The sequence below is a fragment of the Bradyrhizobium glycinis genome (assembly GCF_016031655.1).
Classification (GTDB): Bacteria; Pseudomonadota; Alphaproteobacteria; order Rhizobiales; family Xanthobacteraceae; genus Bradyrhizobium; species Bradyrhizobium glycinis.
Genome location: NZ_JACCHQ010000019.1, coordinates 131,232 through 146,996 on the forward strand (window position 1 = coordinate 131,232; position 15,765 = coordinate 146,996).

Annotated in this window: 16 protein-coding genes; 2 read left to right on the forward strand and 14 right to left on the reverse strand. The window is 63.7% G+C overall.

What is annotated here, in order from left to right; genetic code table 11:
- Positions 1-12 precede the first annotated feature (12 nt).
- From HZZ16_RS25015 to HZZ16_RS37465, 11 genes are all read right to left on the reverse strand, one after another.
- Positions 13-246, reverse strand: a complete 234-nt coding sequence (locus HZZ16_RS25015; RefSeq protein ID WP_197952524.1) for a hypothetical protein — start codon at positions 244-246, stop codon at positions 13-15.
- A 22-nt stretch (positions 247-268) separates the two neighbouring features.
- Positions 269-1,612, reverse strand: coding sequence for a pyruvate dehydrogenase complex dihydrolipoamide acetyltransferase (locus HZZ16_RS25020; RefSeq protein ID WP_197952525.1), 1,344 nt, complete (start codon positions 1,610-1,612; stop codon positions 269-271).
- 62 nt (positions 1,613-1,674) lie between these two features.
- Entirely contained in the window at positions 1,675-2,127 is a 453-nt protein-coding gene (locus tag HZZ16_RS25025; RefSeq protein ID WP_197952526.1) for a nucleoside deaminase, read from the reverse strand.
- 2 nt (positions 2,128-2,129) lie between these two features.
- The gene (locus tag HZZ16_RS25030; RefSeq protein WP_008547332.1) at positions 2,130-2,432 is read right to left on the reverse strand and encodes a DUF5076 domain-containing protein; all 303 of its coding nucleotides are present in this window, start codon (positions 2,430-2,432) and stop codon (positions 2,130-2,132) included.
- A gap of 3 nt (positions 2,433-2,435) precedes the next feature.
- Positions 2,436-3,824: a pyruvate dehydrogenase complex E1 component subunit beta gene (locus tag HZZ16_RS25035; protein WP_197952527.1), complete on the reverse strand. Its 1,389-nt coding sequence runs from the start codon at positions 3,822-3,824 to the stop codon at positions 2,436-2,438.
- A 28-nt stretch (positions 3,825-3,852) separates the two neighbouring features.
- Positions 3,853-4,875 (reverse strand): pyruvate dehydrogenase (acetyl-transferring) E1 component subunit alpha, encoded by a 1,023-nt coding sequence (pdhA, locus tag HZZ16_RS25040; RefSeq protein ID WP_197952528.1) that lies wholly within the window; start codon positions 4,873-4,875, stop codon positions 3,853-3,855.
- Between the two features lie 280 nt (positions 4,876-5,155).
- Entirely contained in the window at positions 5,156-6,673 is a 1,518-nt protein-coding gene (gene adh / locus HZZ16_RS25045; RefSeq protein ID WP_197952529.1) for an aldehyde dehydrogenase, read from the reverse strand.
- Positions 6,674-6,955: 282 nt separating this feature from the next.
- On the reverse strand, positions 6,956-7,918 hold the full coding sequence (locus HZZ16_RS25050; RefSeq protein WP_197952530.1) for a helix-turn-helix domain-containing protein: 963 nt from the start codon (positions 7,916-7,918) through the stop codon (positions 6,956-6,958).
- Positions 7,919-8,118: 200 nt separating this feature from the next.
- On the reverse strand, positions 8,119-8,436 hold the full coding sequence (locus HZZ16_RS25055) for an FtsB family cell division protein (RefSeq protein ID WP_197952531.1): 318 nt from the start codon (positions 8,434-8,436) through the stop codon (positions 8,119-8,121).
- Between the two features lie 96 nt (positions 8,437-8,532).
- Positions 8,533-8,991, reverse strand: a complete 459-nt coding sequence (locus tag HZZ16_RS37460; RefSeq protein ID WP_246510410.1) for a helix-turn-helix domain-containing protein — start codon at positions 8,989-8,991, stop codon at positions 8,533-8,535.
- Positions 8,942-9,421 (reverse strand): hypothetical protein, encoded by a 480-nt coding sequence (locus tag HZZ16_RS37465; RefSeq protein ID WP_246510412.1) that lies wholly within the window; start codon positions 9,419-9,421, stop codon positions 8,942-8,944. Before HZZ16_RS37465 ends, HZZ16_RS37460 begins: the two co-directional genes overlap by 50 nt.
- Positions 9,422-9,773: 352 nt before the next feature.
- Here HZZ16_RS37465 and HZZ16_RS25065 point away from each other — a divergent pair, with 352 nt between their 5' ends.
- Together HZZ16_RS25065 and acmB are read left to right on the forward strand one after the other, a co-directional pair.
- Complete coding sequence (locus tag HZZ16_RS25065) at positions 9,774-11,411, forward strand: flavin-containing monooxygenase (RefSeq protein ID WP_197952532.1); 1,638 nt, start codon at positions 9,774-9,776, stop codon at positions 11,409-11,411.
- Positions 11,412-11,462: 51 nt separating this feature from the next.
- Complete coding sequence (acmB, locus tag HZZ16_RS25070; RefSeq protein WP_197952533.1) at positions 11,463-12,656, forward strand: methyl acetate hydrolase AcmB; 1,194 nt, start codon at positions 11,463-11,465, stop codon at positions 12,654-12,656.
- A 96-nt stretch (positions 12,657-12,752) separates the two neighbouring features.
- Here acmB and HZZ16_RS25075 read toward each other — a convergent pair whose 3' ends face one another.
- The 3 genes from HZZ16_RS25075 to HZZ16_RS25085 form a co-directional block, all read right to left on the reverse strand.
- Positions 12,753-13,304, reverse strand: a complete 552-nt coding sequence (locus HZZ16_RS25075) for an NADPH-dependent FMN reductase (RefSeq protein ID WP_197952534.1) — start codon at positions 13,302-13,304, stop codon at positions 12,753-12,755.
- A gap of 197 nt (positions 13,305-13,501) precedes the next feature.
- A complete protein-coding gene (locus tag HZZ16_RS25080) occupies positions 13,502-14,500 on the reverse strand; it encodes an MBL fold metallo-hydrolase (RefSeq protein WP_197952535.1) in 999 nt (332 codons plus the stop codon).
- A gap of 117 nt (positions 14,501-14,617) precedes the next feature.
- A complete protein-coding gene (locus tag HZZ16_RS25085; RefSeq protein WP_197952536.1) occupies positions 14,618-15,751 on the reverse strand; it encodes a zinc-binding dehydrogenase in 1,134 nt (377 codons plus the stop codon).
- Positions 15,752-15,765: the final 14 nt, after the last annotated feature.

Sequence of the window (15,765 nt, forward strand, 5' to 3'; positions counted from 1 at the left end):
CTCCCGTTCAACTCAAGAAGCGCCGCGGGCGCGGCGCTTGACCAGAAAAGACCTCACCAGCCATTCGAACACCACCACCAGGACTATGATGGCGAGCGCGGTGAGCACGATCGGCTGGGCGATGTTCCGTGCCAATTGCTCGCCGGCAAAGAACGCAGAGTGAAGAAAATCGAGCCCGACCGGATTGAGCGCGAGGGCGACTCCGAGCAGCAGCGATATCCATGGCCAGCGGGTCCGGACATGCAAGGTTGCCCCCTCTGCCGCCGCGTCAGACCATCATCATGACGGGGTTTTCGATCAGCTGTTTGAACGCGCCGATCAGTTCGGCGCCGAGGGCGCCGTCGATGGCGCGGTGATCGCAGGACAAGGTCACGCTCATCATGTGCGCGATCTCGATCTTGCCGCCGCGTACCACGGGACGCTCCTCGCTGGTGCCGACCGCAAGAATCGTCGCATGCGGCGGGTTGATCACGGCCGTGAAGTGGCTGATGCCGTACATGCCGAGATTGGAGACGGCGGTGGTACCGCCCTGATATTCCTCGGGCTTCAGCTTGCGTGAGCGGGCCCGCGCGGCAAAATCCTTCATCTCGTTGGAGATGGTCGACAGCGTCTTGGTCTCCGCTTTCCGGATGATCGGCGTGATCAGGCCGCCGGGCATCGCGACGGCGACGCCGACGTCGGAATGGTGGTGCTTGACCATGCCGCTTTCGGTCCAGCTGACGTTACAGTTCGGGATCTTCTGCAGCGCGACCGCCATCGCCTTGATGACGAAGTCGTTGACCGAGATCTTGTAGAGCGGCTTCTTCTCCTTGTCCTTGGGAGCCGCCGCATTGATCTCCTCGCGCGCGGCGAGCAGCTTGCCGATGTCGCAGTCGATGGTGAGATAGAAGTGCGGGACATTCTGGATCGACGCGGTCAGGCGCTGCGCGATGGTGCGGCGCATGCCGTCATGCGGGACGATGTCGTAGGACCCGGGCTCGAACAGCGACAGGATCTGCTTGTCCGACATAGTCGGTGCGATCGCGGGCGCGCCTGACGGCGCCGCAGCGGGCGCTTTCAGACCCTTGCCGGACTTGGCCTGCTCGACGTCGCGCGCGACCACGCGGCCGTGCGGGCCGGTGCCGGTGACCGTGCCAACATCTATGCCGGCTTCCTTGGCGAGACGCCGCGCCAGCGGCGATGAGAAAACGCGACCGCCGTGGCCATTGGCCTGCGCGGCCGGGGCTGCGGGCTGTGGCGCGGGTGCAGCTGCCGGCGGCGGCGCGGCCTTGGGCGCAGCAGGCGCCGGGGCAGCAGCAGGTGCTTCAGCAGCTTTCGGCGGCGCGGCCGAAGCGCTGGGCTTGGCGCTCCCCGCGGCCTTCACGTCCTCGCCTTCTCCGGCGAGCACGGCGATGACGTCGTTGACCGGAACATCCTGCGTGCCCTCGGGCACCAGGATCTTGGCGATCGTGCCCTCGTCGATCGCCTCGACCTCCATGGTCGCCTTGTCGGTCTCGATCTCGGCGATGACGTCGCCGGACTTCACCTTGTCGCCTTCCTTCTTCAGCCACTTGGCGAGGTTGCCCTTCTCCATCGTCGGCGAGAGAGCGGGCATCAGGATGTTGATGGGCATGCTGACCTCAAGAAGAGCTTTGCAAAATGTCGTCCTCGACAGCGAAGACGAACAGACCAGGTTTAGTTGCCGATGTCGCCCTGCCACAGGCGTTCATTGGCAGGGATGGAACGCCAATTCTTCATCATGGTGATGGAGCGGTCGTCGGCAAGGTCGACCCAGGGGATGCCGAACTTGTCGAGGATGTCCTTGGAGCCGGGGAAGGTGATGGACTCTCCGATCACCACCAGCTTGACCTTGAACAGCGCGAGCGCGCCGGCGCACATCGAGCATGGGGACAGCGTGGTGTACATGACGGTGTCGTGGAACGAGATCGCGCCGGCCTCGCGCAGGCAGCTCATCTCGCCGTGCAGGATCGGATTGTTCTCCTGCACGCGATTGTTGTGGCCGCGGGCGATGATCTTGTTGTCGCGGGTCAGCACCGCGCCGATCGGCAGGCCGCCCTGCGCGATCGAGGCTTCCGCCTCGCGGATCGCTTCCAGCATGAAATCGTAATGATAGGCTTCGATCGCCATGATCAGTGCCCCTTGCCGCGCGGCGTGGTGGTGCCAGTGTCGGTGGGACGCTCGATCTCGGCCTGGAACATGTCGAGGATCCGGTTCAGCGCGTCCTCCTCGGTATATTCGCTCTCGCGCGCATAGGCGCGCGCGGCATGACGTGCCAGATCGACGAGCAGGAGGCCCCACATGTCCGGCTCCTCGAAGGCGCGCTGAAACGCCATCGACAGCCCACCGTCCAGCACGAACACGCGCAGGATCTCGACCGCGTCGTCGCGGGTCATGACGTCGGGCGGCAGTGGCTGCTCCTTGGGGCCCGCCATGGTCTACCTGTAGCAGACGGCTTTGGCGGCCTCGACGACTTCCGCCGCCGACGGCAGCGCGAGCTTCTCCAGGTTCGCGGCATAGGGCATCGGCACGTCCTTGCCGGACACGCGCGTCACCGGCGCGTCGAGATAGTCGAAGGCGTTCTCCATGATGCGCGCGGCGATCTCGGCGCCAACGCCGCTCTGGGCCCAGCCCTCTTCCACGGTGACGGCCCGGCCCGTCTTCTTGACCGAATTGATGATGGTCTCGGTATCCATCGGGCGCAGCGTGCGCAGATCGATCACCTCGGCCTCGATGCCCTCCTTGGCAAGCTCGTCGGCGGCCTTCAGCGCATAGGTCATGCCGTTCGACCAGGAGATGATGGTGACGTGGCTGCCGGCGCGGACGATGCGTGCCTTGCCGATCGGGATGATGAAATCGTCGAGCTTGGGCACTTCGCCGGTGTGGCCGTACAGCACCTCGTTCTCGAGGAAGATCACCGGGTTGGGATCGCGGATCGCAGCCTTGAGCAGGCCCTTGGCGTCGGCGGCCGAATACGGCGCAACCACCTTAAGGCCCGGGATGTGCGAGTACCACGCCGAATAGTCCTGGCTGTGCTGGGCGGCGACGCGCGCGGCCGCACCGTTCGGACCGCGGAACACGATCGAGCAGCCCATCTGACCGCCCGACATGTAGAGCGTCTTGGCCGCCGAGTTGATGATCTGGTCGATCGCCTGCATGGCGAAGTTGAAGGTCATGAACTCGACGATCGGCTTAAGGCCGGTCATTGCGGCACCGACCCCGACGCCGGCAAAGCCGTGTTCGGTGATCGGCGTGTCGATCACACGCTTGGCACCGAACTCCTGGAGCAGGCCCTGGGTTACCTTGTAGGCGCCCTGATATTCGGCCACTTCTTCACCCATCACGAACACGTCCGCGTCACGGCGCATTTCTTCGGCCATGGCATCGCGCAGCGCTTCACGGATGGTCTGCGTTACCATTTCGGTGCCGGCAGGGACTTCCGGATCGGGTTCGGCCACGGCCTGCGGCGCAGGCGCGGCCTTGGGCTGAGGCATCTCGGATTTGGCAGCGGCGGGCGGCGCGGACTCCGCCGCCTTCTCCTGCTTGGCCGGCGCACTTGCCTTGGCGAGATCAGCCGCGCTCTCGCCGTCGGCGAGGATGGTCGCGATCGGCGTGTTCACCGCGACATCAGCGGTACCCTCGGGGATCAGGATCTTGCCGAGCGTGCCCTCGTCGGTCGCCTCGACCTCCATGGTCGCCTTGTCAGTCTCGATCTCGGCGATGACATCGCCGGACTTGATCGTCTCGCCCTCTTTCTTCAGCCATTTGGCGAGGTTGCCCTTCTCCATCGTGGGCGACAACGCGGGCATCAGCACTTGAATTGGCATATCTTCTCCAAAGAAAGCTTGCGCGCGTTCAGCGGTACACGTCGGTCCAGAGCTCGGCGGCATCCGGCTCGGGATCATGCTGGGCGAAATCGGCGGAGGCGTTGACGATGTCGCGCACCTCGGCGTCGATCGCCTTCAGATCGGCCTCGCTGACCTTGGCGGCGAGCAGGCGATTGCGAACCTGCTCGATCGGATCCTGGTCGTGGCGAACCTTCTCGACCTCCTCGCGTGTGCGATATTTTGCAGGATCGGACATCGAGTGGCCGCGATAGCGGTAGGTCTGCATCTCCAGGATGAAGGGACCCTTGCCGGCGCGACACCAAGCCGCCGCCTCATCGCCCGCCGCCTTCACGGCGCGGACGTCCATGCCGTCGACCTGCTTGCCCGGAATGTTGAAGGAGGCGCCGCGCTTGGAGAAATCCTGCTGGGCCGAGGCGCGCGAGACGGAGGTGCCCATGGCGTAGCGGTTGTTCTCGATGACGTAGATCACCGGCAGCTTCCAGAGCTCCGCCATGTTGAAGCTCTCATAGACCTGGCCCTGGTTGGCCGCGCCGTCGCCAAAATAGGTGACGCTGACATTGCCATTGCCGCGATAGTGGTTTGCAAACGCGAGGCCGGTGCCGAGCGAGACCTGGGCGCCGACGATGCCGTGGCCGCCGTAGAAGTGCTTCTCCTTGCTGAACATGTGCATGGAGCCGCCCTTGCCCTTGGAATAGCCGCCGCGGCGTCCCGTCAGCTCGGCCATCACGCCATTGGCGTCCATGCCGGTCGCGAGCATGTGACCGTGGTCGCGATAGCCGGTGATGACCTGATCGCCCTCCTTCAGGGCCATCTGCATGCCGACCACCACGGCCTCCTGGCCGATATAGAGGTGGCAGAAGCCGCCGATGGCACCCATGCCGTAGAGTTGGCCGGCCTTTTCCTCGAACCGCCGGATCAGGAGCATGTCGCGGAGCGCCTTGAGTTCCTGCTCCTTCGTGAATTCCGGGGGCGAACCGCCGTCGGTCTTGTCCTGTGCAGCGCTTGCGGCGGCTTTCTTGGGTGCGGCCATGGGAATTCCGGGTCAGAGAAAACTTTCGCCCTCTCTAACCCAAGTCAAACGCCCTTGGAAAGCACCGCGGCGGCATGGCACGACTTTCATTATGCCGCACTGCAACGTGATCGAAATATTGCAAAATCTTTGGCGCTGATCGGGCAACAAATCGATGCGCGCCATCGCGTGCGCAGATTCGTGACCGGATCAAGAACGGTGCGCGACGCCAATCCCGGCATGCAGAGCGGACGGCGCCGAAGCGGCGCCGCCCTCTCCTGCCTAATCAGATCTCGCCCGATCAGAAGAAGCCGAGTTTCTTCGGGCTGTAGCTGACCAGGAGGTTCTTGGTCTGCTGGTAGTGATCGAGCATCATCTTGTGGGTCTCGCGCCCGACGCCCGACTGCTTGTAGCCGCCGAACGCCGCATGGGCGGGATAGGCATGGTAGCAATTGGTCCAGACCCGGCCGGCCTGGATCTCCCGGCCGAAGCGGTAGCAGCGATTGGCGTCGCGGCTCCAGACGCCGGCGCCCAGCCCGTAGAGCGTGTCGTTGGCGATCGCGAGCGCCTCTTCGTCGGTCTTGAAGGTGGTGACCGAGACGACGGGGCCAAAAATCTCCTCCTGGAAGATTCGCATCTTGTTGTGGCCCTCGAACACGGTCGGCTGGACGTAGAAGCCGCCGGCGAGATCGCCGCCGAGATCGGCGCGTCCGCCGCCGGCCAGCACCTTGGCGCCCTCCTGCTTGCCGATGTCGATATAGGAGAGGATCTTGCTGAGCTGCTCGCTCGAGGCCTGCGCGCCGATCATGGTCGTGGCATCGCGCGGATCGCCCTGCTTGATCGCAGCGACGCGCTTGAGCGCCCGCTCCATGAAGCGGTCGTAGATGTCGGCGTGGACCAGCGCCCGGCTCGGACAGGTGCAGACCTCGCCCTGGTTCAGCGCGAACATGACGAAGCCCTCGATCGCCTTGTCGAAGAAATCGTCGTCCTCGGCGGTGACGTCCTTGAAGAAGATGTTCGGCGACTTGCCGCCGAGCTCGAGCGTGACCGGAATCAGGTTCTGGCTGGCATATTGCATGATCAGCCGGCCCGTCGTGGTCTCACCGGTGAAGGCGATCTTGGCAATGCGCGGGCTCGACGCCAGCGGCTTGCCGGCCTCGAGGCCAAAGCCGTTGACGATGTTGAGCACGCCAGGCGGCAGCAGGTCGGCGATGATCTCTGCAAAGACCATGATCGAGGCCGGGGTCTGCTCGGCGGGCTTGAGCACCACGCAATTGCCGGCGGCCAGCGCCGGCGCGAGCTTCCAGCAGGCCATCAGAAGCGGGAAGTTCCAGGGAATGATCTGGCCGACCACGCCGAGCGGCTCGTGGAAATGATAGGCGATGGTGTCATGGTCGATCTCGCCGATCGAGCCTTCCTGGGCGCGCACCACACCGGCGAAATAGCGGAAATGGTCGATCGCGAGCGGCAGGTCGGCGGCGCGCGTCTCGCGGATCGGCTTGCCGTTGTCCCAGGTCTCGGCAATCGCGAGGCGCTCGAGGTTCTCTTCCATGCGGTCGGCGATGCGGTTCAGGATCGCGGCGCGCTCGGCGACGCTGGTGCGGCCCCAGGCGGCCCTGGCGGCATGCGCCGCGTCGAGCGCTGCCTCGATGTCCTGCGCCTCGGACCGCGCGATCTTGCAGACCAGCTGGCCGGTCAGGGGCGAGGCATTGTCGAAATATTTCCCGGAGATCGGCGCGACGAACTTGCCGCCGATGAAATTGTCGTAGCGTTCGGCAAAGGGTACTTTGGTGACGCTGAGGAATTCCACCTTGTTCATTGATCACTCCCGATGTTGCTGTTTATCGTCGCGTGTTCGCGACTTGCGCAGACCATGATGCGGGAGGCGTTTCCTGTCAGCCCGGGCGGACGCGATGGCGGCGCCGACCTGTCGCAGTTCTGCGACAGTTGTCGTCCCCTGCTATGAGCAACGGAATATTGGGGGCGCGAGCGGCTTCCACACCGTCATTGCGAGCGTAGCGAAGCAATCCAGAGTCCCTCCGCGGAAAGATTCTGGATTGCTTCGCTGCGCTCGCAATGACGATTGAGGAGGCAGTTGCGCTTATTGCGCGTTCAGCTCGAACCGCTTCAGCTTTCGGTGCAGCGTAGCGCGGCTGACGCCGAGGGCCTTGGCGGCGGCGGAGACATTGCCGCCGGCGCGGAGCAGCGCCCGTTGCAGCACCGCACGCTGGCCGCCGGCAAGATGATCGCGCGCGGTATCGCCGCCGAGAAGATCGGCCGCCGGCACCGGCCGCAACGCACCGCCGGTGGCGATGCCGAGCGCCAGCCGGGCGGAGCGCGTTGCACCGATCACCAGATCGTCGGCATCGACCGCAACGAGGCCGCCGCAGCTTCCATCCGCCGCCTGCGTCAGCACGATGCGGGCATGGGCGAAGACCTTGCGAAACAGGTCGGCCTCGATCCGCTTGGCCGCCTCGCCCGCCGCGAGCGCAATCAGGCTGGCGAAGGCGTCGGTTCGGTCGGCGCGGCAGGAGGAGACGTCGAGCACGCCCGCGAGCGCCGCCTCATGGTCGTAGATCGGAACGGCGGTGCAGCTCAGAAGCGTGTTGCGGGCAAAGAAATGCTGGTCGCGATCGATGGTCAGCGGACGCTGCTCGACGAGGCAGGTACCGATGCCGTTGGTGCCTTCGTGCTCCTCGCTCCAGAGTGCGCCGGTCCAAAGGCCCCACGACTGAAACGTCGCATCGTCCGCCACCGTGCCGCGGCGATCGACCGGCACGCCCTCGCGATCGGCGAGCAGCACGCAGCAACCGGCCGCGCCGACCGCCTGGTAAAGCCGGTCCATCGCGCCCTGCGCGGCCGCCAGAAGCGGCGCGATGCGCTCGCGCGCCTGCTGCAGCTCGGCCTCGGTCAGCCGCATCGGCGCGGCGTGGCCGCCGGGATCGAGATGATGCAATCGGGACGAACGGCGCCACGAGGCCACGAGCGCGGACCGGGCCGCCTGGCCTGACGCGATGGCGGCCTCGACGCGGGCCGCGTGATGCCGGGGCATTGTCCCATTCATCACAGTTTCCTCCGGATAGCAGTGTAGGACGTGCCGGTGCTGCCCGGTTGATCTCCGTCAACTTCAGCCAGCGCCGAAGGCATGAGCCCGCCGCTGGGCCGCCGTCAAGGCAATCGCCCGGTCCCAGAGTTGCGACCTTCGGAGGAGGCCAAGGTGCGGTGGTCGGATGTCAGCAGCGGCTTTCGAAAGCTGTGGATGCGCTAGTTCGCCGGGATCATCCGAACGAGATCGCGAGGGTGGACATAGTCGAGCTGGAAGCGTGCCCGCTCGTCCAGCATGTCCGGATCGATCTTCTCGGACCGCAGCAGCGACACCCGTTGTTCGCTCCTGGCGCGCTCGCGCTTGAGCTGAGTCAGCTCGCTCGTCAGCGCGATGATCTCCTGGTCGAGCTCCTGGCGGGCATTGAGACCGTATTTGCCGGTGTAGGCGTTGACGCCGAAATAGCCGACGATGGCCGCCGCCATCGCATAGAGGGCAAGACCGGTCAGGATCGATTTCAGGCGCGCGCGGGAGACCATGTTCGCAAGATGGGCCAGGTTGGTTAAGGGAGTGCTAATTCCACGCCATCGCATACCCCGCCTTCATGGTTAGCAGCGGGTCCGATTGTGACAAGACTAACTCAGGCAGCTCTTGCGATATTCTGCGGGCGTGATGTTCAGCTGTCTGCGGAAGATCCGGTTGAGATGGCTCTGATCGGAAAACCCGCTCAAGAGCGCAATCTCCTTCAGAGCAAGCCGGTCCTTACGCAGGTGTTGGCACGCGCGCTGCACCTTGCGGCTCAGCACATAAGCATGCGGCCGCATACCATAGTGCACCTGGAATTTGCGCGCAAACTGTACTGGCGTGCAATTGCAGATATTGGCGAGTTCCTCGAGCGTGATGTTCCTCGATATGTTCTGCTCGATATAGTCCTCGATCAGCCGCGCGTGGGCTGGCCTGAAGCGCCCCTGTGCACAGGGTATCCTGAATTGCACGGAGGCGTATCTTCGCAGGAGGTGCACGCTCGCCTGAAGTGCCAGCGCGTCATAGCAGAGCCGCCCGCCCGGAGCTCCTTCGGACACCTCCTGCACCATGCGGTCGCCAATCCAGGGTCAGCACCGGATCCTCGACCCTGAGCAGGTCGTGAAGCTCGATGCCTTCCGGATCGCGGTCGAACGCTTCGCTCGCGGTCTTCGCCATTAAGGTCGGGGAAATGTAGAAATGGCTGACCTCGATGTCGTGGCTCCAGCGCCAGTTCGAAGGCTCCGCACGGGTCAGCAGTGTCGTGACGCCGCGGCCGACATGATCCTGCTTCCAGAGGCCGGTCACACGGCGATTCATCGACGTCGTGCCTTCGCGGTACACGACGATCAGGAAGTTCTCGTTTGGTGGGACCCAGATGTCGGATGGCGCATAGCGGAAGACGCGCAACCGAAAGTCGGATTTGCCCACCGCCGAACTGTCCAGCATCAGCTGGCCGGGCGCGTAGCGTGGCAGCTCCTCGACCGTGATGAATTGGCCCATCGCACGAGCCTCCTCCTTGGAATTTTATGGCGCGGTTGCTTCCGCTTCTCATTGGCCGAACGGCAGGTGGGGAGCATAAGCCGGTTTTGCAGTTTGCCAAGCGAACTGTGTTGAGGTCCGGCGCCGGCCTCTGTTCAAAGGATTGTCGATTCTGTTCAAGCCCCAAAGCTCGGCCGCCATGTAGCGTTGCTCGCGTTCCAGGCAGAGCAGGAGAAGCGGCGGAACAGCCGCGGGCCAAACGAGCCCATCTATGGCGCTGCCGGAAGCGAAAATGACGCGATGCACCAGCGTCCGATGATCTCACGGACGGGGGACGGTCGCGTGCGCCCTGGAAACGTGAGGAGGAACCGATATGGAAACCGCAAGCAAGACTAATGGAAGCAACGGCGCGCATGTGACGGCCAGGCTCGATGCCGTCGTGGTGGGAGCCGGCGTGGCCGGGCTCTATCAACTCTATCGTTTGCGCGAGCAGGGATTGAACGTCAGGGCGGTCGACGCAGCGTCCAGCGTCGGCGGCACCTGGTACTGGAATCGCTATCCCGGCGCGCGCTTCGACTCGGAAGCCTACATCTACCAGTACCTGTTCTCCGAGGAGCTCTACAAAGGATGGAGCTGGAGCGAGAAATTCCCCGGCCAGCCGGAAATCGAACGTTGGCTCAACTACGTCGCCGACCGTCTCGATCTCCGCAAGGACATCCAGTTCAGCACCACGGTCAAAAGCGCCCATTTCAACGAAGCAACGCAGCGCTGGCTGGTCACGACCGACACGGGCGATGTGATCGACACCCAGTTCCTGGTCACCTGCTGCGGCATGCTCTCGGCACCCTATGTGTCGTTTCCGGGCCAGGAGACTTTCAAGGGACGCCTGTTCCACACGGCGCGCTGGCCGAAGCAGCCGATCGACCTCGCTGGCAAGCGCGTTGGCATCATCGGCAACGGCGCAACCGGCATCCAGGTCATCCAGACGATCGCGGGCGAGGTCGGCCATCTCAAGGTCTTCATCCGCACGCCCCAATACATCATCCCGATGAAGAATCCCAAGTTCAGTGCGGCGGATGCGCAAGCCTACAAGTCCAAGTTCAAGCACTTCACGCAGCGATTGCCGCACACCTTCACGGGTTTCGAATATGACTTCGAGCATGCGTGGGCCGGCCTGTCGCCCGAGAAACGCCGCGAGGTGGTCGAGGATTGCTGGAATGACGGCTCGCTGAAGCTATGGATCTCGTCCTTCGCCGAGCTGTTCTTCGATGAGGCGGTCAACGCCGAAATCTCGGAATTCGTCCGCGAGAAGATGCGTGAGCGGCTCAAGGATCCGAGACTGTGCGACCTCCTGATCCCCGCAGAGTATGGTTTCGGGACGCACCGGGTGCCGCTCGAGCAGAACTTCCTCGAGGCTTTCCATCAGCCCAATGTCGAGATCGTCAGCGTCAAGAACAATCAGATCGAACGGGTGGCGCCGCTGGGCATCCAGACCGCCGACGGCACGGTCCATGAGCTCGATATCATCATCCTCGCAACCGGCTTTGACGCCGGCACTGGCGCCCTGACGCGCATCGACATCAGGGGACGGGGCGGACGATCGCTCAAAGAGGATTGGACCAGGGACATCCGCACGACGATGGGCCTGCAGGTTCACGGCTATCCCAACCTGTTCACGACCGCCGTGCCGCTCGCGCCTTCGGCTGCGCTGTGCAACATGACGACGTGCCTGCAGCAGCAGGTCGAATGGATCGACAACTGCATCAGGTACATGCGGGCCAAGGACCTGAAGGTGATCGAGCCGACCAAGGACGCGGAAGACGGCTGGGTGGCGCATCACGACGAGATCGCCAACGCAACGCTGATCGCGAAGACCAATTCCTGGTACCTGGGCTCGAACGTCGAAGGCAAGCCGCGCCGCGTTCTCTCCTACTGCGGCGGCGTCGGTGCCTATCGCCAGAAATGCGATGAGGTCGCGGCGAGCGGCTACCAGGGCTTCGCCATGAACTGAGCGCGCGAAACACCTCGACCAGACAATTCCAATCCGAACGGGAGGATGATCATGATCATGAATTTTGGTGCGACGGCAGACGCCGTTCTCGACGGCGTCGTTACCTCGACGCCGCGCGTGCCGGGCGTCGTCGCGATGGTGACGAACCGCTACCGCAACATCTACGAGGGCGCGGCCGGCAAGCGCCGTCTCGATTCTGCCGCCGACATGACGACCGACAGCATCTTCGCCATCTTCTCCACGACGAAGGCGATTACCGGTACGGCGGTCCTCCAACTCGTCGAGGAAGGCAAGCTCGATCTCGACGCGCCTGCAAAGCGCTATGCGCCCGAGATTGGCAAGCTCCAGGTGATCGATGGCTTTGACGACAGGGGCGAGCCGATCCTGCGTCCGCCAAAGCGCGATATCACCACCCGCATGCTGATGACGCACACCGCGGGACTAAGCTACGATTTCATCAACCGCACCTACAATCGGCTGGTCGAGGAAAACGGTCAGCCAAGCGTGATCACCGCGACCAAAGCCTGCCTGATGACCCCGCTCCTATTCGATCCGGGCGAGCGCTGGGACTATGGGACCAACATCGATTGGTGCGGCCAGATCGTCGAAGCCATCGCGGACCGACGGCTCGGCGACGTCTTCAAGGCGCGCATCTTCGAACCGCTCGGGATCAAGGACACGACCTTCGAACTGACCGATCCGATGCGGCAACGGCTGGCCGGTATCCACGCGCGAAGTGCCGACGGCTCGCTGGCGCCGATGGATTTCGAACTGCCGGCCAAGCCAGAAGTTCATATGGGCGGTCACGGGCTCTATGGCACCGTCGGCGACTACATGCGGTTCATCCGCATGTGGTTGAATGACGGAGTGGGCGAGCACGGCCGCGTGCTGAAGGCCGAAACCGTGCGCATGGCCGAGAAGAACCATCTCGGCGACAAGAAGGTGACACCGATCACCGGCGTCATTCCCGCGCTGTGCAATGACGCGGAGTTCTTCCCGGGCCAGTCCAAGTCGTGGGGGCTGACCTTCATGATCAATGACGAGGAAGCCCCGACGGGACGTCCCGCCGGCGCGCTTGGCTGGGCCGGCCTCGCCAACCTGTTCTACTGGATCGACCGGCAGAATGGGGTCGGCGGGTTCTGGGCCACCCAGATTCTCCCGTTCGGTGATCCAACGTCGTTCATCGGTTACATGAACTTCGAGACGGCGTTCTACCAGAGCCTGAGGCGGCGCATGGCAAGCTAGACCTGCGCTCTCGGGGTCAGATCGGACAGGCCGATCATTGATCGGCCTGGTCCTTCGGGATGCAGACCTGCTGTATGGCCGCCGGGTCGTTCGGCCTCAGCCCTGATTCTTCGCCACATGCGCGGCGAAGGCATCGATGTATTGCTGCAGCACCGTCTTGAGCGAGTCCTTGGTCAGGTTGCCCTCGGCATCGAAGGCATCGCCGACGCCATTGAGATAGATTTCGGGCTGCTGAAGGATCGGACCGGAAATGCCAGGCAGGATGGTCTGCAGATGCTTGGCCGCGCTGACGCCGCCGAGCGGACCCGGCGAGTTGGAGATGATGCCGACCGGCTTGCCGAGAAAAGAGCTCTTGCCATAGGGCCGCGAGGCGACGTCGATGGCGTTCTTCAGGACGCCGGGGATCGAGCGGTTGTATTCGGGCGTGACGAACAGGACGCCGTTCGACGTCTTGAGCTTCTCGCGGAAGGCGAGCCAGTCCGCGGGCGGCGCGCCCTCGAGGTCCTGGTTGAAGAACGAGATGCCCGCCGGCGTGATCACCTCGAGCTTGAGCGAGGCAGGCGCGAGCTTGGCGAGCGCATTGGCGATCTTGAGCGAGAAGCTGTCCTCGCGCAGGCTGCCAGCGATCGTGACGATGTTGTAGGCCATTGGGTGTCCTTGAAGGCTTGAGCGGGAATGCCGGGACGGCACTTAAGCCATCCGGGCCGATAGATGCAAGTGCATGAACTGATCCGATTTGGAAACGCTGCGTTTCGCGAAAGCAGATGGTCGCCCGAAATAGTCGGGACCGCCAAACGGCGGCCCGACCTATCGGCCCGACCTATCGCGCAAAAGTCCGCGTCAGATCAGATCGTCGGATTCCAGGCCGAGGGGATCAGGCGATACTTAGCGCCGTCCTTTTCGACGTGGCCGACCGACGGGAACGCGAAGTGGAAGCCGATCACGGTCGCCTTTTCCGCTGCCGCCATGTCGTAGAATTTGTAGCGCGTCGCCTGCGCCAACGCGGCATCGTTGTCGAACATCACGTGCCAATCCGGATTGCGCAGGAAGAATTCCGGAATGTTGGTGACGTCGGACTGGATCAGCACCTTGGCATCGCCAGAAGCGACCGCGAACGAGGTATGGCCGGGCGTGTGCCCCGGCGTCGCGATCGAGGTGATGCCGGGCGCAACCTCCTTGCCCCATTCGTACTTGGTCACCTTGGACTCCAGGCCAGCGAAGGTCTTCTTCACGTTGGCGAAGTAGTTCTTCATCATCGGATTGGACTCGGCCTTGGCGGCGTTGTCCTCGCTGCTCCAGAACTCCCAATCCTTGCCCGGCACCATGATCTCCGCATTCGGGAAGGCGAGCGCGCCATCGGCGAGACGGATGCCGTTGGTGTGGTCGGGATGCAGATGCGACAGCAGCACGATATCGACGCTCTTCGGCTCGATGCCAGCGGCAGCAAGGTTTTGCAAGGTGCGGCCGACCGCCCCCTTGCTCGGTTCGAAATTCGCGATCCCGTTGCCGGTATCGATCAGCACGAGCTTGGAGCCGGTGTTGATGAGCTGCGGATTGAACGGCACCGTGACCATGCCCTTCGGCATGTAGGCCGCTTCGCCCGCTGCCAACGCTTCATCCTTCGGAATGTTGACGACGAACTTCTCCGGCATCGGGAAGGTGCGCGCGCCGTCATTGATCGAGGTGCACTCGAAGCTGCCGACCTTGTAGCGGTAGAAGCCCGGCGCCTGCGTGCCGGTTGGTGGCACTGAGGCATTGGCCGTGGTCGACCCGAAGCCAGTTACAGCAGCCGCACTGAGGGCGGCAGCGCCCGTGAGCAAATGACGGCGATTGAGATCAGTCATCGAGAGGTCCCCTTCTGAGCGCCCCGCGGTTTTCCCGCTTGAAACGGCGGCGGGATAATCCACCGCTTCGCTCAGAAGGCAAGTCCTTGCTTCATGACGTGCCGTTCCATATCACGATTATTTATTTGGGTTGATGAGGAATTTTTCGCCGGTGGCGCGCTTGGCGTAGACCGCGATATTGGCGGGATCGAGCGCCTCGGCGAGCGACACCACCTTGGTGTAGTGGCTGGCGAAGGTGGTCTTCAGCTCGGATGCCACGCGCTGGCGCAGGCGGCCGATCTCGGCCGGGCCGATGTTCTGAAGGAATGGCGTGAGCAGCCAGCCGCCGACGCCCCAGCTGAGCCCGAACGAGCGGTTCAGCTCCGTCGGCCGGGTGTCGAGGCTGCCATAGATGTAGACCTGCTTGTACACGTTGGAGCCGTAGCGGCTGTATTCCTTCGCGGTCTTGTTGGCCGCGATCTCCATCGCGGTCAGGATCTGGCTCGCCAGCTTGCCGCCGCCGATGGCGTCGAAGGCGATGGTGGCGCCGGTCTCGACCAGCGCGTTGGTGAGATCATCCATGAAGCTTGGCGCGGTCGAATCCACGACGTATTTGGCGCCGATCTTGTGCAGGATGTCGGCCTGCTCCTTGTTCCTGACGATATTGACGAGGCCAATGCCGTCCTTGATGCAGATCTTGTTGAGCATCTGGCCGAGATTGGACGCAGCGGCCGTATGCACGAGCGCCTTGTGGTTCTCCCGCCGCATCGTCTCGGTCATGCCAAGTGCGGTCAGCGGATTGACGAACCAGGAGGCGCCGTCGGCCGCCGTGGTGCCCGGCGGCAGCTCCATGACGTCGCGGACCTTGAGCACGCGGTACTGCGTGTACATCCCGCCGCCGATCATCGACACCGTCTTGCCCATCAGGGCCTTGGCCGCGTCCGACGATCCGGTCCGGATCACCGTGCCGGCGCCCTCGTTGCCGACCGGCAACGACTGATCGAACCTCGCCGCCATCATCCGCATCGCCGCCTCCGGCATCGTCGCCGTGATGACCGGCATCTCCTTGGTGCCGGAGGCCTTGGCGGCCGACATGTCGGCCGGCCCGATCAGGAGCCCGAGATCGGACGGGTTGATCGGAGTGGCCTCGACGCGAACCACGACCTCATCGTCGGCCGGCTCCGGCGTCGGGACCTCCACGAGGGACAATTCCAGCTCGCCGCTCTTCTTCAGCAGCGAACGCAATTCCAGTCCGGTCTTGCCGTCACTCATGTCGATCCTCCCCT